This is a genomic window from Leifsonia sp. NPDC077715 (assembly GCF_040686855.1).
Lineage (GTDB): Bacteria > Actinomycetota > Actinomycetes > Actinomycetales > Microbacteriaceae > Leifsonia.
This window is the reverse complement of the sequence record NZ_JBFBOG010000003.1, coordinates 564,299-579,943: the sequence shown is the minus strand read 5'-3', so window position 1 is coordinate 579,943 and position 15,645 is coordinate 564,299. Positions and strand designations below refer to the sequence as shown.

Here is a 15,645-nt window from a genome sequence, read left to right as displayed (position 1 = left end):
CCGCTCACGGCATACGCGCGCGCATAATCTCGTAAGGATGAGCAGCGACCAGACCGACGAGGGTGTCGCCGAGGTACAGAAGCCCGGCGCGACGTACTACGCCGGTCGCATCCTGATGGCCCCGCTGCTCAAGCTCGTCTATCGGCCGCACGTGATCGGCAAGCGGAACGTCCCGAAGCACGGCAAGGTCATCCTCGCCAGCAACCATCTGTCGTTCATCGACTCGGTCGTCATCCCGATGACGGCGCCTCGGCGCGTCCAGTTCCTGGCGAAGTCCAGCTACTTCGAGGGCACGGGTCTGAAGGGGCGCATCTCGCGCGCCTTCTTCACCGCGATCGGCGCGGTCGGCGTCAAGCGCGGCGCGGGGGCTGCCGCTCAGGAGGCGCTGGACCAGTCGCGCCGGATCATCGACACCGGCGCCGCGTTCGCGCTCTACCCCGAGGGCACCCGCTCGCTCGACGGCCGCCTCTACAAGGGCCGGACCGGGATCGGCTGGCTCGCCCTCACCACAGGCGCGGTCGTCGTTCCGGTCGGGCTGATCGGCACCGACGAGATGCAACCGGTCGGCGCCAAGTTCCCGAAGCCGCACCGGATCACCGTGCGTTTCGGCGAGCCGCTGGACCTGTCGCACTTCGGGCCCGCCGAGTCGGGCCGCGCACGCCGTCAGGCGACGGACGCGATCATGGCGGCCATCCACTCCCTCACCGGTCAGGAGCTCGCCGGCGTCTACAACGAGGCGCCACCCGCGAGCACCGTGGAGAGGGTGAAGCGAGCGCTGCGGCCCGAGCGCTTCTAGGCGTCCTTCTCCTTGGCGCGGTAGGTGCGCGCCTTCTGCCGGTTGCCGCAGACCTCCATGCTGCACCACTGGCGGGAGCCGTTGCGGGAGGCGTCGTAGAACGCCCAGCGGCAGTCCTCTCCCCCGCAGAGCTTCACGCGGCCGAGCTTGCCCTGGATGCCGAGGACGACGGCGCTTGCCACGGCCGCCTCTGCGGCGGTGCGGGCGGTCAGTGCGACGGATCCGGGCTGCGGGGCGACCGGCAGGGCGAGGGACGGCAGGGGCGCCTCTTCGCCGTCGACGATCGCGCGGAGCGCGTCGCGAACCCGCTGGGCCTCTGCGCGATCCCCCGGCTCCAGGCCGTTCTCGGCGGCCCACCGGGCGGCGCTGGCGTCGTCGGCAAGCTGGTCGACGTCGTCTTCGACGTCGAGGGTGTTGAGGAACGACACGAGCAGGTCTGCACCGAGCTCGGGGGTCGCATTCGTACGCATGTAACCATTGTAACTCAATAGCGGGTTACGGTACGGTGTAACTACTCAACGCTGATAGGTGGTTATCATGCATCCGCTGTTCTTCTGGTCCGTCTCCGTGAACGACCTGACCGAGCGCCAGCGCGAGGAGGCGCTGCTCCGGGCGCAGCGCGACTCCGGCACCGAGCAGCATCCGCCGCTCACGCGCGACGACCGCTGGCGTGCCGCCATCCAGCGCTGGGCCGCCGCCGAGCCCCCGCAGATCCCCGCGCCCCGCGCCTCGGTTGCGTCTGACCCTCCCGCCCCTCCATCGAGTCCGCACAGAGTGCACGCGACACGCCGTACGAGCGTGCACTCTTCGCGGACTCGATGCTGGGGCGGAGGGCTACGCGAGGGTGAGGAGTTCGGGGGCGTGGTGAACGGGGAAGTTGACGCTCGCGGCGATGAAGCACTTCTCCGACGCGGGAGCGTGCAGGGACGCGGCCAGCTCGGCCTGGGCCGGGTCGGCGATCGTCACCCGGGGGCGCAGGGTCGCCTCGGTGAAGTGGCCGCCGCCGTTGCCGGTCTGCTCCATGGTGCCGGTCGCCGCATCCGTGTAGCCCACGACGACGACACCAGCGCGCGCCGCCTCGGCGAGGTAGCTGAGCATGTGGCACTGCGAGAGGGCCGCCAGCAGCAGCTCCTCCGGGTTCCACCGGTCGCGGTCGCCGAAGAACACGCGGTCGGCCGACCCCTCGATGGAGTGCTTGCCCGCGGCGGACACGACGTGGTCGCGCCCGTAGTCCTTGTATCCGCTGGTGCCCGTCCCCCGGTTGCCCGTCCACTGCAGATCGATCGCGTACCCGTGCTCCAGCTTCATGGTCCGATTCTCGCACCGCCGGTAGACTCGATTCACCATGACTGACACCGTGAGCACCCCCGCGCCCGTCTTCTCCGTTCCACAAGAGCGCCGCATCGTCACCGCCGTCCCCGGCCCGAAGTCGCAGGAGCTGCACCAGCGCCGCCTCGCGGTCGTGCCGACCGGCGTGTCGTCCGCCCTGCCGGTGTACATCGCGAAGGCGAACGGCGCGATCCTCGTGGATGTGGACGGCAACCAGTTCGTCGACTTCGGCGCCGGCATCGGCGTGACCACGGTCGGCCACACCGAGACGGCAGTCGTGGAGGCCGCGGCCGGGCAGCTGCAGGACGTCATCCACACGCTGTTCACGATCACCCCGTACGAGGAGTACGTCCGCGTCGCCGAACTCCTCGCCGAGCACACCCCCGGCGACCACGCCAAGAAGACCGTGCTGGTCAACTCCGGCGCCGAGGCCGTCGAGAACGGCGTGAAGATCGCCCGCAAGTTCACCGGACGTCGCGCCGTCGCCGTGCTCGACCACGCTTACCACGGCCGCACCAACCTCACGATGGCCATGAACTACAAGGCCATGCCGTACGCCACGGGCTTCGGCCCGTTCGCCGGCGACGTCTACCACGCGCCCAACTCCTACCCGTACCGCGACGGGCTCACGGGCGCCGAGGCGGCCGCGCGCACCATCGCCTACCTCGAGAAGGTCGTCGGCGCGTCCGACCTCGCCTGCCTCGTCGCCGAGCCGATCCAGGGCGAGGGCGGCTTCATCGTCCCGGCCGAGGGCTACCTCGCGGCGCTCCAGGAGTGGTGCACCGCCAACGGCGTCGTCTTCATCGCAGACGAGATCCAGTCCGGGATGGCGCGCACCGGCGCGTTCTACGCAAGCGAGCACTTCGGCGTCGTCCCCGACCTCGTGCTGAGCGCCAAGGGCATCGCGGGCGGTCTGCCGCTCGCCGCCGTCACCGGCCGCGCCGAGATCATGGACTCCGCTCAGCCGGGCGGCCTCGGCGGCACGTTCGGCGGCAACCCGGTCGCAGCGGCCGCCGCGATCGCGGTGTTCGAGACCATCGAGCGCAACGATCTGCTCGCCGAAGGGCAGCGCATCGAGAAGGCGCTCAAGCCCGCACTCGAGAAGCTGCAGCAGAAGTACGACATCATCGGCGACGTCCGCGGCGTCGGTGCGATGATCGCCGTCGAGCTCGTCAAGCCCGGAACCGCGCAGACCACGAAGGAGCCGAACCCGGAGGCGGTCAATGCGATCGTCGCGGCGGCGGCACAGCAGGGCATCCTGTTCCTCAACGCGGGAACGTGGGGCAACGTCCTGCGCTTCCTGCCGAGCCTCGCGGTGTCCGACGAGCTCATCGCCGACGCGGTGTCGGTCATCGACGACGCCATCGCCGGGCTGTGAGCGCGGTGGCGGCAGAGGTCTTCTCGGTCGACGAGGCCGTCGAGCTGGCGGTCGTCGAGCGCAGCGGCTTCGTGGAGTCGCGCCACGCCGGCTCAGCCGTGGTGCTGGGGCCGGACGGCGCGATCGTCCGGACGCTCGGCGCCCCCGAGCGCCCGGTGTTCCCGCGGTCGAGCATGAAGCCGTTCCAGGCCGTGGCGGTCATGGGAGCCGGAGTCCCGCTGGAGGGTGCGAGCGCCGCGCTGGCGACCGCCAGCCACGCGGGCACGCCGGCGCACCTGTCCGTCGTGCGCAAGCTGCTCGCGCAGGGCCAGCTCGCGGAGGATGCGCTCCGCTGCCCGCCGGACTGGCCCCTCGACGGCCCGTCCCGTGACGAGCTCGTGCGTGCGGGCGAGCACAAGCACCCGGTCTACATGAACTGCTCCGGCAAGCACGCCGCGATGCTGCTCGCCTGCCGCGTCAACGGCTGGCCGACCGAGAGCTACCTCGACCCGACGCATCCCGTGCAGCAGCACATCCGCGACACGATCGAGCGGCTGACCGGCGAGAAGGTCGTCGCGACCGGCGTCGACGGATGCGGCGCGCCGGTCCACGCGATGTCGCTCGTCGCGCTCGCCCGTGGCATCCAGCGCATCGCCACGGCCTCGGACGGGTCGCCGTTCGCGCTGTTCCGCAACGCGGCGCTGCTGAAGAACGCGGTCCTCGCGGACGGCTGGGCGATCGACGGACCCGGCCGCGCGAACACGGTCGTCATCGACGAGCTCGGCGTCTTCGCGAAGGGCGGCGCCGAGGGCGTCATGGTCATGGCCGCGCCCGACGGCACCACCGTCACGCTGAAGATCCTGGACGGCAGCCTGCGCGCCGCCTCCATCGTCGCCCTGCGACTGCTGGCCGACACCGGGGCCCTCACCCACGAGGACGTCGACCGCGTGGCCCCGCTCCTCGACCTGGCCGTCCTCGGCCGCGGAGAGCCCGTCGGCGAGATCCGCGCCTCCTACGCCTGACGCCCTCTACCGAGTACACAAAGAGTGCACGTTTTCGCGCTGAAAACGTGCACTCTTTGTGTACTCGACGGTGGGACTACTGGCGGGCGAGGCGCTTGGCCCGGGCCGCGGCGGTCAGCTGCGAGATCAGCACCACGAGCAGGGTCAGGATGAAGACCGCGCTCGCGATCACGTTCGCCTGGGCCGGGATGCCGCGCGACGCCGCGATGTAGATGTACATCGGGAACGTGGTCACCGCACCGGCGTTGAAGTTCGTGATGATGAAGTCGTCGAAGCTGAGCGAGAACGACAGCAGCGCCGCCGACAGGATGCCCGGGAGCAGCAGCGGGAAGGTGATGCGCCAGAAGACCGCGTTCGGCGAGCCGTACAGGTCGCGTCCCGCCTCCTCCAGCGCCGGGTCGAGCGACGCGACGCGCGCCTTCACCGTCACCACCACGAAGCTGATGCAGAACATCACGTGGGCGATGATGATCGTCAGGAAGCCCTTGTTCACGCCGAGGCTCAGGAACTGGGCGGCGAGACCCGCACCGAGCACGACCTCCGGGCTCGCCATCGGCAGGAACAGCAGCAGGCTGGTCTGCGACCGGAAACGGAAGCGATAGCGCATCAGCGCGATCGCGATCATGGTGCCGAGCGCCGTCGCGATGACCGTCGAGATGACGCCGATGATGATGCTCGCCATGAAGGCGTCGCAGATCCCGGCGGCGTCGCAGACGTTCGTCCAGTTGCGCAGCGTGAAGCCGCGCCAGGCGATGTTGTTCTTGATCGCGTCGTTGAACGAGAACACGAACGTGTAGACGATCGGGATGAGGAGGAAGGCGAGCGCCAGGAACGCGTAGACGCCGAGTCCGAAGCCCTTGAAGCGCCGCCGCCCGCGCGCTGCGCTCGGCGGCGTGGTGGTGTCGGTGATCGTGGTCATCTCGGTCACAGCAGCTCCTCCGTCCCGCTCCGTCGCACGTAGAACCCGACGATGACGAGGATGACGGCCATCAGGATGACGGACATCGACGCTGCGGTCGGATAGTTCTGCAGCACCAGGAAGTTGCTCTCGATGACGTTTCCCATCATGGAAGTGTCGGCCGCCCCCAGGAAGTCTTGCGAGGCATTGATGTAGTCGCCGGCCGCGGGGATGAAGGTCAGCAGGGTCCCCGAGACGATGCCGGGCATCGACAGCGGGATGGTCACCTTGCGGAACGTCGTCCACGGGCTTGCGTACAGATCCTGTCCCGCCTCCAGCAGACGCGTGTCCAGCCGCTCCAATGTCGAGTAGAGCGGGAGGCACATGAACGGGATGAAGTTGTAGGTCAGACCGAAGATGACCGAGAACGGCGTACCGGTGATGTGGGCGTCGGGCGGCAGCACCGAGATCGCCTTCAACGAGCTGGCGATCCAGCCGTCGTCGCTGAGGATCGCCTTCCAGGCCAGCGTCCGGAGCAGGAAGCTGATGAAGAACGGCGCGATCACCAGGGTCATCAGCAGGTTCTGCGCGACCGGCCGGCCGCGCATCTTCACGCCGATGAAGTACGCCAGCGGGTAGCTGATCACCAGCGCCGCCGCGGTCGCGATGAGCGCGTAGACGAACGAGCGCAGGATCTGCGGCCAGTACTCCGAGAACGAGTCCACGTAGTTCTGCCACTGGAACGCCGTCTGGTACTGCCCGATGTCGCCGTCGACCACCGGCGCCTGGAACGACGTGATGATCAGCGAGATGAGCGGCGTGAGGAAGAACAGGACGAGGTAGAGCACGCCGGGAAGCAGCAGGACGAGCGCGATGCCGCTCTTGCGGCGGACTGCGGGCTCCTGATCCTGCGTCGGCGGCGCGCCCGTGAACGCGGCGAGGGCCATCAGGCCTCCTCCAGCTCCGTCAGCATCCGCTCCCGGGCCTGCGCCGCCAGCGCCTGCGTGTCGGCGTCGTCGACGAAGCGGCCGTCCGCCGGCGGCTCGTCGGCGAGGACGAACGTGTGCGCCGGGTCCCAGGCCACCCAGACCTCGGCGCCGAGCCCGGCGACGGGTCCGCTGGTCGTGTTCTGCGCGAACACCACCACGGTGCCGATCCCCGGCACGTCCACGAGGTACTGCGTGCTGACGCCGCTGAACGACACGTCGGTCACGCGTCCCGGCCCGAGCCGGTTCGCGCCCGACGGGATCCCGGCGGGGTCGGCGTGCAGGGTCAGCTTCTCCGGGCGGACGCCGACGGTGACGTAGCCGCTCGTCCGCTGCGCCCGCGCGCGGGGCACCTGGATGCGCTCTCCCCCGACGTCGACGCCGAGCGTTTCGGCTCCTGCATCCTTCACCGGACCGGCGAACAGGTTCGACTGGCCGAGGAAGTTCGCGACGAACACCGTCGACGGCAGCTCGTACAGGATCTCGGGCGAGCCCATCTGCTCGATCCGCCCCTTGTTCATCACCGCGACGGTGTCGGCCATGGTCATGGCCTCCTCCTGATCGTGCGTGACGTGCACGAAGGTCAGGCCGACTTCGGTCTGGATGCTCTTGAGCTCCAGCTGCATCTGCCGGCGCAGCTTGAGATCCAGCGCGCCGAGCGGTTCGTCGAGCAGGAGAAGCGCGGGGCGGTTCACCACGGCGCGGGCGAGCGCGACGCGCTGCTGCTGGCCGCCCGACAGCTGGGCGGGCCGGCGCGCCGCCAGGTGGTCGAGCTCCACGAGCCGCAGCGCCTCGTGCGCCTTCGCGATCGGGTCGCCGATCTTGCGGCGGCGCAGTCCGAACGCGACGTTCTCGAGGATCGTCATGTGCGGGAACAGCGCGTAGCTCTGGAACACCGTGTTGACCGGACGCTGGAACGGCTTGGTGCGCGTCACATCCTGACCGCCGATGACGATGTGGCCCTCGGTCGGCTCCTCGAGGCCTGCGACGAGGCGGAGCGTCGTCGTCTTGCCGCATCCGCTCGGGCCGAGCAGGGCGAAGAACGACCCGGCCGGGATGGTGAGGTCAAGGTGCTCGATGGCGGTGAACCCGGGGAAACGCTTCTTGATGCCGTCCAGGCGCAGGTCCGCGCCGGACTCGGCGAATACTCCCTTCGCCATCAGGCCCCCAGGATCACCTTCTGGAACGCGGCCTGGTACTTCTGCTCCTCCGCAGGGCTGAGCGTGCGGAAGACCTTGACCTTGGACAGCGTCTCCTCGTCGGGGAAGATGAGCTGGTTGTCGGCGAGCGACGGGTCGATCTTGGTCGCCGCCTCCTTCGCCCCCTGCACCGGCGTGATGTAGTTGACCCACGCGGCCACCTCGGCGGCGACCTCGGGCTGGTAGTAGTAGTCGATCAGCTTCTCGGCGTTCGCCTTGCGGGTCGAGCCGATCGGGATGACGAAGTTGTCGCTCCACAGGGTGCCGCCGGCCTCCGGGATGGCGAACTGCCAGTTGTCGCCGGCCTCGGCGTTGAGCTGGGTGATGTCACCCGACCAGCAGATCGCGGCGAGGGTGTCGCCGGACTTGAGGTCGTTGAGGTAGGAGTTGCCCTTGATGTTGCGGATCTGACCGTCGTTCACCTCCTTCGTCAGCTTGTCGATGGCCTTGTTGAAGTCGTCGTCGCTGAAGTTCTTCGAGATGTCGACGCCCTGCTGCAGGAGCAGGAGGCCCATGGTGTCGCGCATCTCGCTGAGCACGCCGACCTTGCCTTTGAGGTCCGACTTCCAGAGGTCGTCGATCGACTTGAGGCCGTTCGGCAGCTTTTCTTTGTTCCAGCAGATGCCGGCGAAGCCGCTCTGCCACGGGAGGGACTTCTTGCGACCCGGGTCGAAGTCCACGTCCTTCAGGTTCGAGACGAGGTTCTTCTTGTTCGGGATCTTCGCCTCGTCGAACGGCTGCACGTAGCCGAGGCGGATCCACCGGGCGATCATCCAGTCCGTGAGACAGACGGTGTCGGCGCCGATGTCCTTGCCCAGCGCGAGCTGGTCCTTGACCTTGGCGTAGTAGGTGTTGTTGTCGTCGACGGCGACGTCGTACTTGACCTTGATCCCGCTCTGCTTCTCGAACGCCTCGAGAGTCGGGTACTTGCCCGCGTCGTCCTGATCGAGGTAGGCCTGCCAGTTCGCCCAGGTGAGCGTCTTGTCGGTGGCGGACTGGTCCTTCGCCGCGGTGGGCTTGGAGGATGCTCCCCCGGTGGAGCAGGCGGCCAGCGCGAGGGCGGCGGCGCCGGCTCCCGCACCGGCGAGGAGTCCGCGGCGCGTGAGCTGGGAGGCGCGCGCCGACTGGACGAGCTGGCGGATCATCGGGTCTTGCGGGAGGTTGCTCGGTTTCACTGCGGTGCTCCTTGGGGGGATCGAACACGGACCACGGGCGACGGCGCTTCGGCGGCACGCCCTCGTGCCGTCGCGGTGGACCGATCCTGACATACAACCGTCGCGATCCGCATCAGAAAGTGCTCTGATCCTCCATTTGGAAACACAATCTTTACGAAATCCGTGCTGGATCGGTCGAAACGCCCGGGAAACCGCAGACGGGCCGGTCCACCCGCTCACGACAGGGAGCGGCGGCCGTTGGACGAACCGCTCTCTCCACGGCGCCCGCTGCGGAAAACGTCTGCTCACACTGCCTGTTGGCGCGAAATCAGCACGCTTGGCTCGAAAAATACGTCGAAATCCTCCGTGAACCTCGCTATGGTGAGAGCGAACCCCATGTCGAGTGTCGAAGGAGCCCCATGAAGGTCGCGATCCCCCGCGAGATCAAGAACAACGAGTTCCGGGTGGCGATCACGCCGGCCGGCGTGCACGATCTGGTCGGCGCGGGCCACGAGGTGTTCGTCGAGACGGGCGCGGGCGTCGGCTCCTCCATCCCCGACGACCTGTACGCGGGCGCCGGGGCGACCATCCTGCCCGACGCGGCGGCGACCTGGGCGGCCGGCGACCTCATCCTGAAGGTGAAGGAGCCGATCGAGAGCGAGTACGGCTACTTCCGCCCCGGTCTGGTGCTGTTCACCTACTTGCACCTCGCGGCCGACGAGGCGCTGACCCGAGCGCTGGTCGCCAGCGAGGTGACGGCGATCGCGTACGAGACGGTGCAGCTGCCGACGCGTGCGCTCCCGCTGCTGGCCCCGATGAGCGAAGTCGCCGGTCGGCTCGCGCCGATCGTGGGCGCGAACACGATGCTGAAGCCGAACGGCGGACCGGGGCTGCTCGTCCCCGGCGTTCCCGGCACCCACCCCGCGGTCGTGACCGTTCTCGGCGGTGGCGTTGCGGGCACGAACGCCATCTCGGTCGCCGTCGGACTCGGCGCGGAGGTCACCGTGCTCGACACGAACATCCAGCGCCTCCGCGAGCTCGACGCCCTGTACGCGGGCCGCATCAAGACCATCGCGTCCAACAGCTTCGAGATCGACAAGGCGGTCGTCGCGTCCGACCTCGTGATCGGCTCGGTGCTGGTGCCCGGGGCGAAGGCGCCGAAGCTCGTGACCAACGAGATGGTGTCCCGGATGAAGGCCGGCAGCGTGCTCGTCGACATCGCGGTCGACCAGGGCGGATGCTTCGAGGACTCGCACCCGACCACGCACGCCGACCCGACGTTCACGGTGCACCAGTCGGTGTTCTACTGCGTCGCCAACATGCCCGGTGCGGTCCCCCACACCTCCACGTACGCGCTGACGAACGCGACCCTCCCGTACGCGCGTGCGATCGCGAACCGCGGCTGGCAGGAGGCGCTTCGCGCCGACGCGAGCCTGGCGCTCGGCCTCAACGTCCACGCGGGCCGGGTCACCAACGAGGGCGTCGCCTCCGCCCACGGCATCGAGGCGACCTCCGTCGAGTCCGCCCTCGCCTAGCCGGCCCACGCCCACCATCGAGTACACGAAAAGTGCACGCTCAGACCCGGTCTGGCGTGCACTTTTCGTGTATTCGATGGCGGGTGCGCGGGGTCAGGAGACGTCGAACCACTGGTCGCCGATTTCGACGCGGGTGCCGCGGGTGACGCGGTAGCGGCGGCCGGCCTCGCACTGCCGGGCGACGCCGCCGAGCGGATGAGCGACCGTGCCGTTGCCGGAGTAGCGGTCGCAGATCCAGAGCTCGTCGCCCTCGAGGCCGAACTCGAGGTGCGTCTTCGAGACGCTGCGGGTCGGGTCGGAGAGGACCACCAGCTGGTCGATGTGCTCCCCCGGCTGCGTGATCGGGCGCCGGCCCACCAGGCCGGAGCCGGAGACCTCGACCACGTCGCCGGTCGAGAAGCTGAGCGTGAAACTGCGCTGGACCGTCGGACGCGCGGGCGGCGCATCCTCGACCGAGACAATGGTCATCGCCTGCGTCGGGGGAAGGCCGTCCTCATCCAGTTCGAGCTCGCCCGGGAAGCGACCGGCGACGGCGGGCGCGGGCGGGCGCTCGGCGACGCGGTCGGAGATGATCGACGTGTCGGAGGGTCGCGAGTCGGCCACCTCCGGCGGACGCAGCCGCGACGAGGTCACCGAGCTGCCGCACATGGGGCAGAACAGCGTCCCCTCAGCCAGCTCGGTCCCGCACACTCGACACTTCATCGGCTCTGTCCCTTTCCGCTTCCCCTCCCACGGTAGCCGAGCGAACGCAGCGAGACCGCCGCGAGCAGCCTCTTCCAGCGCGTGTCGCGCTTCGCGAGCTGACCCCGCAGGTCGTCGACGGCTTTCCACACCGATTCCGCCTCGGCCGGGGTGGGCGCGATGCCGCTGTAGGTCGCGCGATCGGCGACCTTCGCCAGGGCGTTGGCACGGGAGCCGCCGATGGTGTCGGCGAACTCGACGCGGGTGGCGGCGGGCGGCGGGTCGTAGCCGTGATCGACCGCCGCGTCGGCGAACTCGCGCCAGCCGCCGACGATGCGCTCGCGTGCGGTCGGGGCACGGCGGCGGAGGGTGCGTCGTCGCCACTTGGCCGCGAGCACCGCGAGGAACGGGGACGCGATGAGGGCGAGGATGAGCAGCGTCCAGCCGACGATCACCAGCACGGTGAGCAGCGTCTCGAGCGCTGGATCGGGTTTCGGCTGGTTCGACGGATCGACCTGCGCCTGCGGCGGCTCGTCGTTCTGCTGCGGATTGTCGTCCACAGGCGGCTGGACGTTGGTCTGCGGACGAGAGATCTGCGTCGGCTGGTCGGGCTGCTTCGGCGGCACGGGGCGGATCGGCGGCGTCGGATCCACGGTGACCCAGCCGTCCGTCGTCTGCACCTCGATCCACGCCGAGATGTCGGAGCCGTTGAAGGTGACCGCGTCGCCCGTGACCCCCTCCGGCGCGACGAAGCCGACCACCACGCGGGCCGGGAAGCCGAGCTGCCGCGCCATGAGCGCAGCGGTCACCGCGTACTGCTCCTGGTCGCCGAGCATCGGCACGTCGGTGAGCAGTTCGGTGATGCGGTCAGCGCCGTGACCGGATCGGCTCGGGGGCTCGTTCGCGCCGATCCCGTGGCTGATGTAGCCGTCCTGCGCGAGACCCCGTAGTGCCGCGGCCAGCTTGGGTCCGGCACCGCTGACCCCGGCAGTGTACTTCTGCAGCGCGGACTGCAGCTCGTCGGGGATGACGGCCGGACGCGGCACCGAGTCCGAGCCCGGCTGCACCTTCTGGAGCTGCGCAGCGGTCAGGAGCGGCTTGACGACCGACTGCTCGGTGTAGGTGTCGCCGTTCCGCAGCGCCGTGGTGACCGCACCGGTGCCGGTGACGTCGTTGTAGAAGAACGCGCCCGCGAGCGTGGAGGCGCGCGACCCTCCGAACTGGACCTGCTCAAGCTGCCCGCTGCCGGGGAGCCAGGGACCGCGGTAGTCGTTCACCACGACGGTGGTGGTGGTGCGCTTGCCGTTGGTTGCGCCCTGGTCGAGCCGGTAGGGGACGCGCGTGAAGGATCCGGACGCGCTGGTCGATTCCGCGCTCCCGACCGAGTAGGTCACGCCGTCGTAGGTGTCGAGTGTCGCGATCCGCAGACGCCCGTCCGACGGCAGGCCATCGACCGTCAGCATGTTCTGGTCCGCCTTCGCGGGCTCCAGGTAGGACCGGAAGCCGCTCAGCGGGCTCGGGTACTCGCGCGGATCGAACGGCTGCTCGACCGCCGTGCGCACGACCTGCCGGTCACCCGACGGGGGCAGCAGTGCGGCGGCCGCGATGCCGCCCGCGGCCGCGGCGACCACCATGACCGTCGCCCCGGCCGCGGTGAGCGCGGCGGTCGAGACGCGCTCGCTCCTGCTCTCGACGAGCTGGCCGCTCTGCTCGCGCAGCGTCCGCACGGCGGCGGAGCGCCGCGACAGCCGGAACCGGATCAGCCACGCGAGGAGGACGACGAACAGCGCGAAGAGCAGCAGCAACGGAACGGACGCCACCGACGACCCCAGCAGGATGCCGGCGACGACGAGCAGCACCGGCGGGATGGCGGCGAGCTCGGGGCGGGACGACCGCAACGCGATGGTGACCGTCAGCACCGTCGCCAGCAGCGTCAGCAGGAACGCGGGCACCAGCAGCGCCTGATACGAGCCCACCGGGACGCTGATCGTCACGAGCTGCTTCCAGCTCAGCCATGTGCCCTGGATGAGGTCGATGAAGCCCTCCGGGCTCGGCAGCAGTCCCCCGGCGGCCGCCTCGGACGGTACGGCGAGCTGCACGCCCGCGCCCAGGTAGACCACCAGGATGAGGCCGACGACCGCGATGCTCGGCAGGCGCCACGCCCATCCGGCGACGGCGACTGCGGTGCCGAGCAGGAGGGTCGCCACCAGCATCACGATGAACGCGCTCGACTGGTACACGGGCCAGAACGACCACGCGCCCAGCGCGACGGCGACGACGGCGAAGAGCACGTCCACGAGCGCACGGGGGGAACGACGGGCGGGCATCAGGTGGCCAGCCGTTTCGCGAGGCTGCGCTGAAGGTCCTCCAGGTAGCCGATGGTGAGGACGCTGAGGTCGGCCACGCGCCGGAGCGACGGCACCGCACCCTCGTCGCAGACGATCGCGACCACATCCACCCCGAGCGGGAAGTGCGCCGCGGCCGCGCGCAGCTGCGTGGCGGTGGGCGTCGACCCGCAGATGAGGAACGCGATCGAGATGCCGGCTGCGTCGTCCGAGGCGACCTGCGCGAGCTCCGGCAGCCGGAGTGCCGCGTCGGCGGTCTCGACCCCGGCGAGGTCGTCCAGCAGCCGGCCGCGATTCACCGTGCTCAGACGGCGGACGGTGAACAGCATCCGCTTGGCGAAGTCGGGTGTCGCGGCGGAGGCGACCACGGAGACCGTGCGGGAGTCGAGCATCGCCCGCACCCCGAGCGAGCCGGTGGCGCTGACCGCGAGCTCGAACTCCTCGTCGGTCGCGTAGTCGGCCGCCGACAGGCTCAGTGCCACCAGCAGATGGCTGCGCCGGGTCTCCTCGAACTGTCGGACCATGTAGCTGCCGGTCTTGGCCGTCGACTTCCAGTGGATGAAGCGGCGCTCGTCCCCGGGGACGTACTCGCGCAGCGCGTGGAAGGCGATGTCGCTCGCGGTGAGGTCGCGGGTCGGCGACCCCTCGAGGTCGCGGACGAAGCCGGTGCTCATGCTCGGGATGGCGATGGTGCGCGGGTGCACGAACAGGTCGAGGGAGTCCGCCCAGACCACCTCGCGCCGCAGCAGCCCGATCGGGTCGGCGCGGACGGTGCGCACCGGGCCGATGGGCACGATCCCGCGGCGGCTGGTCGGCACCACGAAGACGTCCGAGTGCTCCTCGGCCGGGGCGAGCGAGGGAGCCGCGAACTCGGCGAGCCCGTGACCGACGGGCACCTCGACGCGCACACCGGGGAGCCTCCGCCGCAGCGGATTGCGCACCGACACCTCGCCGGGGGCCCGATCGCCGACGACGACGCGGTTCGCCGGGAGGGAGAGCCCGACGTCGTACGCGGTGCGCCCGATCAGGTAGCCGGAGGCGACGACCAGGATCACCACGGCCGCCCAGCCGGCGACGACCGCCTCTACCCACCCCCAGACGTAGCCGGCTGTGAGGGCAAGCACCGCGAGCAGCAGCATCGACCAGCCGAGCGCCGTCACCACGGAGCCGACCCGGCGCGCCAGCGTCGCGACCGCCCGGCCGGCGGTGGCGGAGCTGCGCACGACCCACACGATCGCGTCCGCGAGGAACCCTTCGCGCTCGCCGACGATGCGGGCGCGCGCGTTGGTGAGCTCGGTCTGCGAACGGGTGACGGTGGTCACACGGCGGCCCGATCGCTCGGCGGCGGCGTCTCGATGAGCAGCTGGCCGACGATGCTGGAGGCGCTGACGCCCTCGAACTCCGCCTCGGGGTCGAGCACGAGGCGGTGGGCGAGCACCGGCTCGGCGAGGGCCTTCACGTCGTCGGGCGTCACGTAGTAGCGGCCGGACGCGGCGGCGAGCGTCTTGGCGGCGCGCAGCAGCGCGAGGGCGCCGCGCACGCTGACGCCCAGACGGATCTCGTCGGCGGTACGGCTGGCCTCGACCAGACGTGACACGTAGTCGTTGATCGTGGGGTCGACGTGCACCCCGCGCGCGATCGTGGCCATCTCGACGACGGTCGCCGCGGAGATGACCTCCGGCACGACGACCTCGTGCGCCTTGCGCTCGCTCCCCTCGAGGATGCGCAGCGTCGCCTCGTGGTCCGGGTAGCCGATCGACGCCTTCATCAGGAACCGGTCGAGCTGCGCCTCGGGGAGGCGGTAGGTGCCCGCCTGCTCGATCGGGTTCTGGGTGGCGATGACCATGAACGGCGCTCCGACCGAGTGCCGCACACCGTCGACGGTGACCTGCTGCTCCTCCATCACCTCCAGGAGGGCGGACTGCGTCTTCGGGCTCGCGCGGTTGATCTCGTCGGCGAGCACGATGTTCGCGAACACCGGGCCGCGGTGGAACTCGAACGCGCCCGAACGCTGGTCGTAGACGTTGACGCCGGTGATGTCGCCGGGCAGGAGGTCCGGGGTGAATTGGACGCGGTTGGTCGAGCCGCGGACGCTCTCGGCGATCGCGCGCGCGAGCGACGTCTTGCCGGTGCCCGGGTAGTCCTCGAGCAGCAGGTGCCCCTCGCTGAACAGCGCGGTCAGGGCGAGCCGGATCACGTGGGACTTGCCGAGCAGGACCTTGTCGATGTTCGCGACGAGGCGCTCGAACACTCCGGAGAACCAGCCGGCCTGCTCGGGGGTCATCGTCATGCTCCGGCCTCTTTCGGTTCGGGGCGCGGCGCGAGAGGCCGCAGGGAAGGGGG

At 69.8% G+C, this 15,645-nt stretch carries 14 protein-coding genes; 4 read left to right on the top strand and 10 right to left on the bottom strand.

The annotated features are described in order from the left end of the window. Positions 1–37 precede the first annotated feature (37 nt). Positions 38–796, top strand: a complete 759-nt coding sequence (locus AB0P25_RS16605; protein WP_363808831.1) for a lysophospholipid acyltransferase family protein — start codon at positions 38–40, stop codon at positions 794–796. On the opposite strand, the gene AB0P25_RS16600 is transcribed toward AB0P25_RS16605, so the two are convergent. Beyond that, complete coding sequence (locus AB0P25_RS16600; RefSeq protein WP_363808829.1) at positions 793–1,266, bottom strand: CGNR zinc finger domain-containing protein; 474 nt, start codon at positions 1,264–1,266, stop codon at positions 793–795. The genes AB0P25_RS16605 and AB0P25_RS16600 overlap by 4 nt on opposite strands. 364 nt (positions 1,267–1,630) lie before the next feature. Next, entirely contained in the window at positions 1,631–2,104 is a 474-nt protein-coding gene (locus AB0P25_RS16595) for an OsmC family protein (protein WP_363808828.1), read from the bottom strand. A gap of 37 nt (positions 2,105–2,141) precedes the next feature. Here AB0P25_RS16595 and gabT point away from each other — a divergent pair, with 37 nt between their 5' ends. Both gabT and AB0P25_RS16585 read left to right on the top strand, forming a co-directional pair. Then, positions 2,142–3,503 carry a 4-aminobutyrate--2-oxoglutarate transaminase gene (gabT, locus tag AB0P25_RS16590; protein WP_363808826.1) on the top strand — a complete coding sequence of 454 codons (1,362 nt, stop codon included), beginning with the start codon at positions 2,142–2,144 and terminating at the stop codon, positions 3,501–3,503. Beyond that, positions 3,500–4,504: an asparaginase gene (locus tag AB0P25_RS16585; RefSeq protein WP_363808825.1), complete on the top strand. Its 1,005-nt coding sequence runs from the start codon at positions 3,500–3,502 to the stop codon at positions 4,502–4,504. Before gabT ends, AB0P25_RS16585 begins: the two co-directional genes overlap by 4 nt. Positions 4,505–4,580: 76 nt before the next feature. Here AB0P25_RS16585 and AB0P25_RS16580 read toward each other — a convergent pair whose 3' ends face one another. The 4 genes from AB0P25_RS16580 to AB0P25_RS16565 are packed head-to-tail and all read right to left on the bottom strand — an operon-like array spanning position 4,581 to position 8,762. Further along, positions 4,581–5,432, bottom strand: a complete 852-nt coding sequence (locus AB0P25_RS16580) for an ABC transporter permease (protein WP_363808823.1) — start codon at positions 5,430–5,432, stop codon at positions 4,581–4,583. After that, positions 5,429–6,349, bottom strand: a complete 921-nt coding sequence (locus AB0P25_RS16575) for an ABC transporter permease (protein WP_363808820.1) — start codon at positions 6,347–6,349, stop codon at positions 5,429–5,431. The genes AB0P25_RS16580 and AB0P25_RS16575 overlap by 4 nt, the downstream gene beginning before the upstream one ends. Beyond that, positions 6,349–7,548, bottom strand: a complete 1,200-nt coding sequence (locus AB0P25_RS16570) for an ABC transporter ATP-binding protein (RefSeq protein WP_363808818.1) — start codon at positions 7,546–7,548, stop codon at positions 6,349–6,351. Before AB0P25_RS16570 ends, AB0P25_RS16575 begins: the two co-directional genes overlap by 1 nt. Beyond that, complete coding sequence (locus AB0P25_RS16565; RefSeq protein WP_363808817.1) at positions 7,548–8,762, bottom strand: spermidine/putrescine ABC transporter substrate-binding protein; 1,215 nt, start codon at positions 8,760–8,762, stop codon at positions 7,548–7,550. Before AB0P25_RS16565 ends, AB0P25_RS16570 begins: the two co-directional genes overlap by 1 nt. Positions 8,763–9,160: 398 nt before the next feature. Here AB0P25_RS16565 and ald point away from each other — a divergent pair, with 398 nt between their 5' ends. Beyond that, entirely contained in the window at positions 9,161–10,276 is a 1,116-nt protein-coding gene (gene ald / locus AB0P25_RS16560; protein ID WP_363808816.1) for an alanine dehydrogenase, read from the top strand. Positions 10,277–10,369: 93 nt separating this feature from the next. Here ald and AB0P25_RS16555 read toward each other — a convergent pair whose 3' ends face one another. Genes AB0P25_RS16555 through AB0P25_RS16540 form a run of 4 tightly spaced genes read right to left on the bottom strand, consistent with a single transcriptional unit; the run spans position 10,370 to position 15,592 of the window. Next, the gene (locus AB0P25_RS16555; RefSeq protein WP_363808814.1) at positions 10,370–10,978 is read right to left on the bottom strand and encodes a zinc-ribbon domain-containing protein; all 609 of its coding nucleotides are present in this window, start codon (positions 10,976–10,978) and stop codon (positions 10,370–10,372) included. Beyond that, positions 10,975–13,284: a transglutaminase-like domain-containing protein gene (locus AB0P25_RS16550; RefSeq protein WP_363808812.1), complete on the bottom strand. Its 2,310-nt coding sequence runs from the start codon at positions 13,282–13,284 to the stop codon at positions 10,975–10,977. Before AB0P25_RS16550 ends, AB0P25_RS16555 begins: the two co-directional genes overlap by 4 nt. Then, positions 13,284–14,624 carry a DUF58 domain-containing protein gene (locus AB0P25_RS16545; RefSeq protein WP_363808810.1) on the bottom strand — a complete coding sequence of 447 codons (1,341 nt, stop codon included), beginning with the start codon at positions 14,622–14,624 and terminating at the stop codon, positions 13,284–13,286. The genes AB0P25_RS16550 and AB0P25_RS16545 overlap by 1 nt, the downstream gene beginning before the upstream one ends. Continuing rightward, positions 14,621–15,592 (bottom strand): MoxR family ATPase, encoded by a 972-nt coding sequence (locus tag AB0P25_RS16540; RefSeq protein WP_363808808.1) that lies wholly within the window; start codon positions 15,590–15,592, stop codon positions 14,621–14,623. Before AB0P25_RS16540 ends, AB0P25_RS16545 begins: the two co-directional genes overlap by 4 nt. Positions 15,593–15,645: the final 53 nt, after the last annotated feature.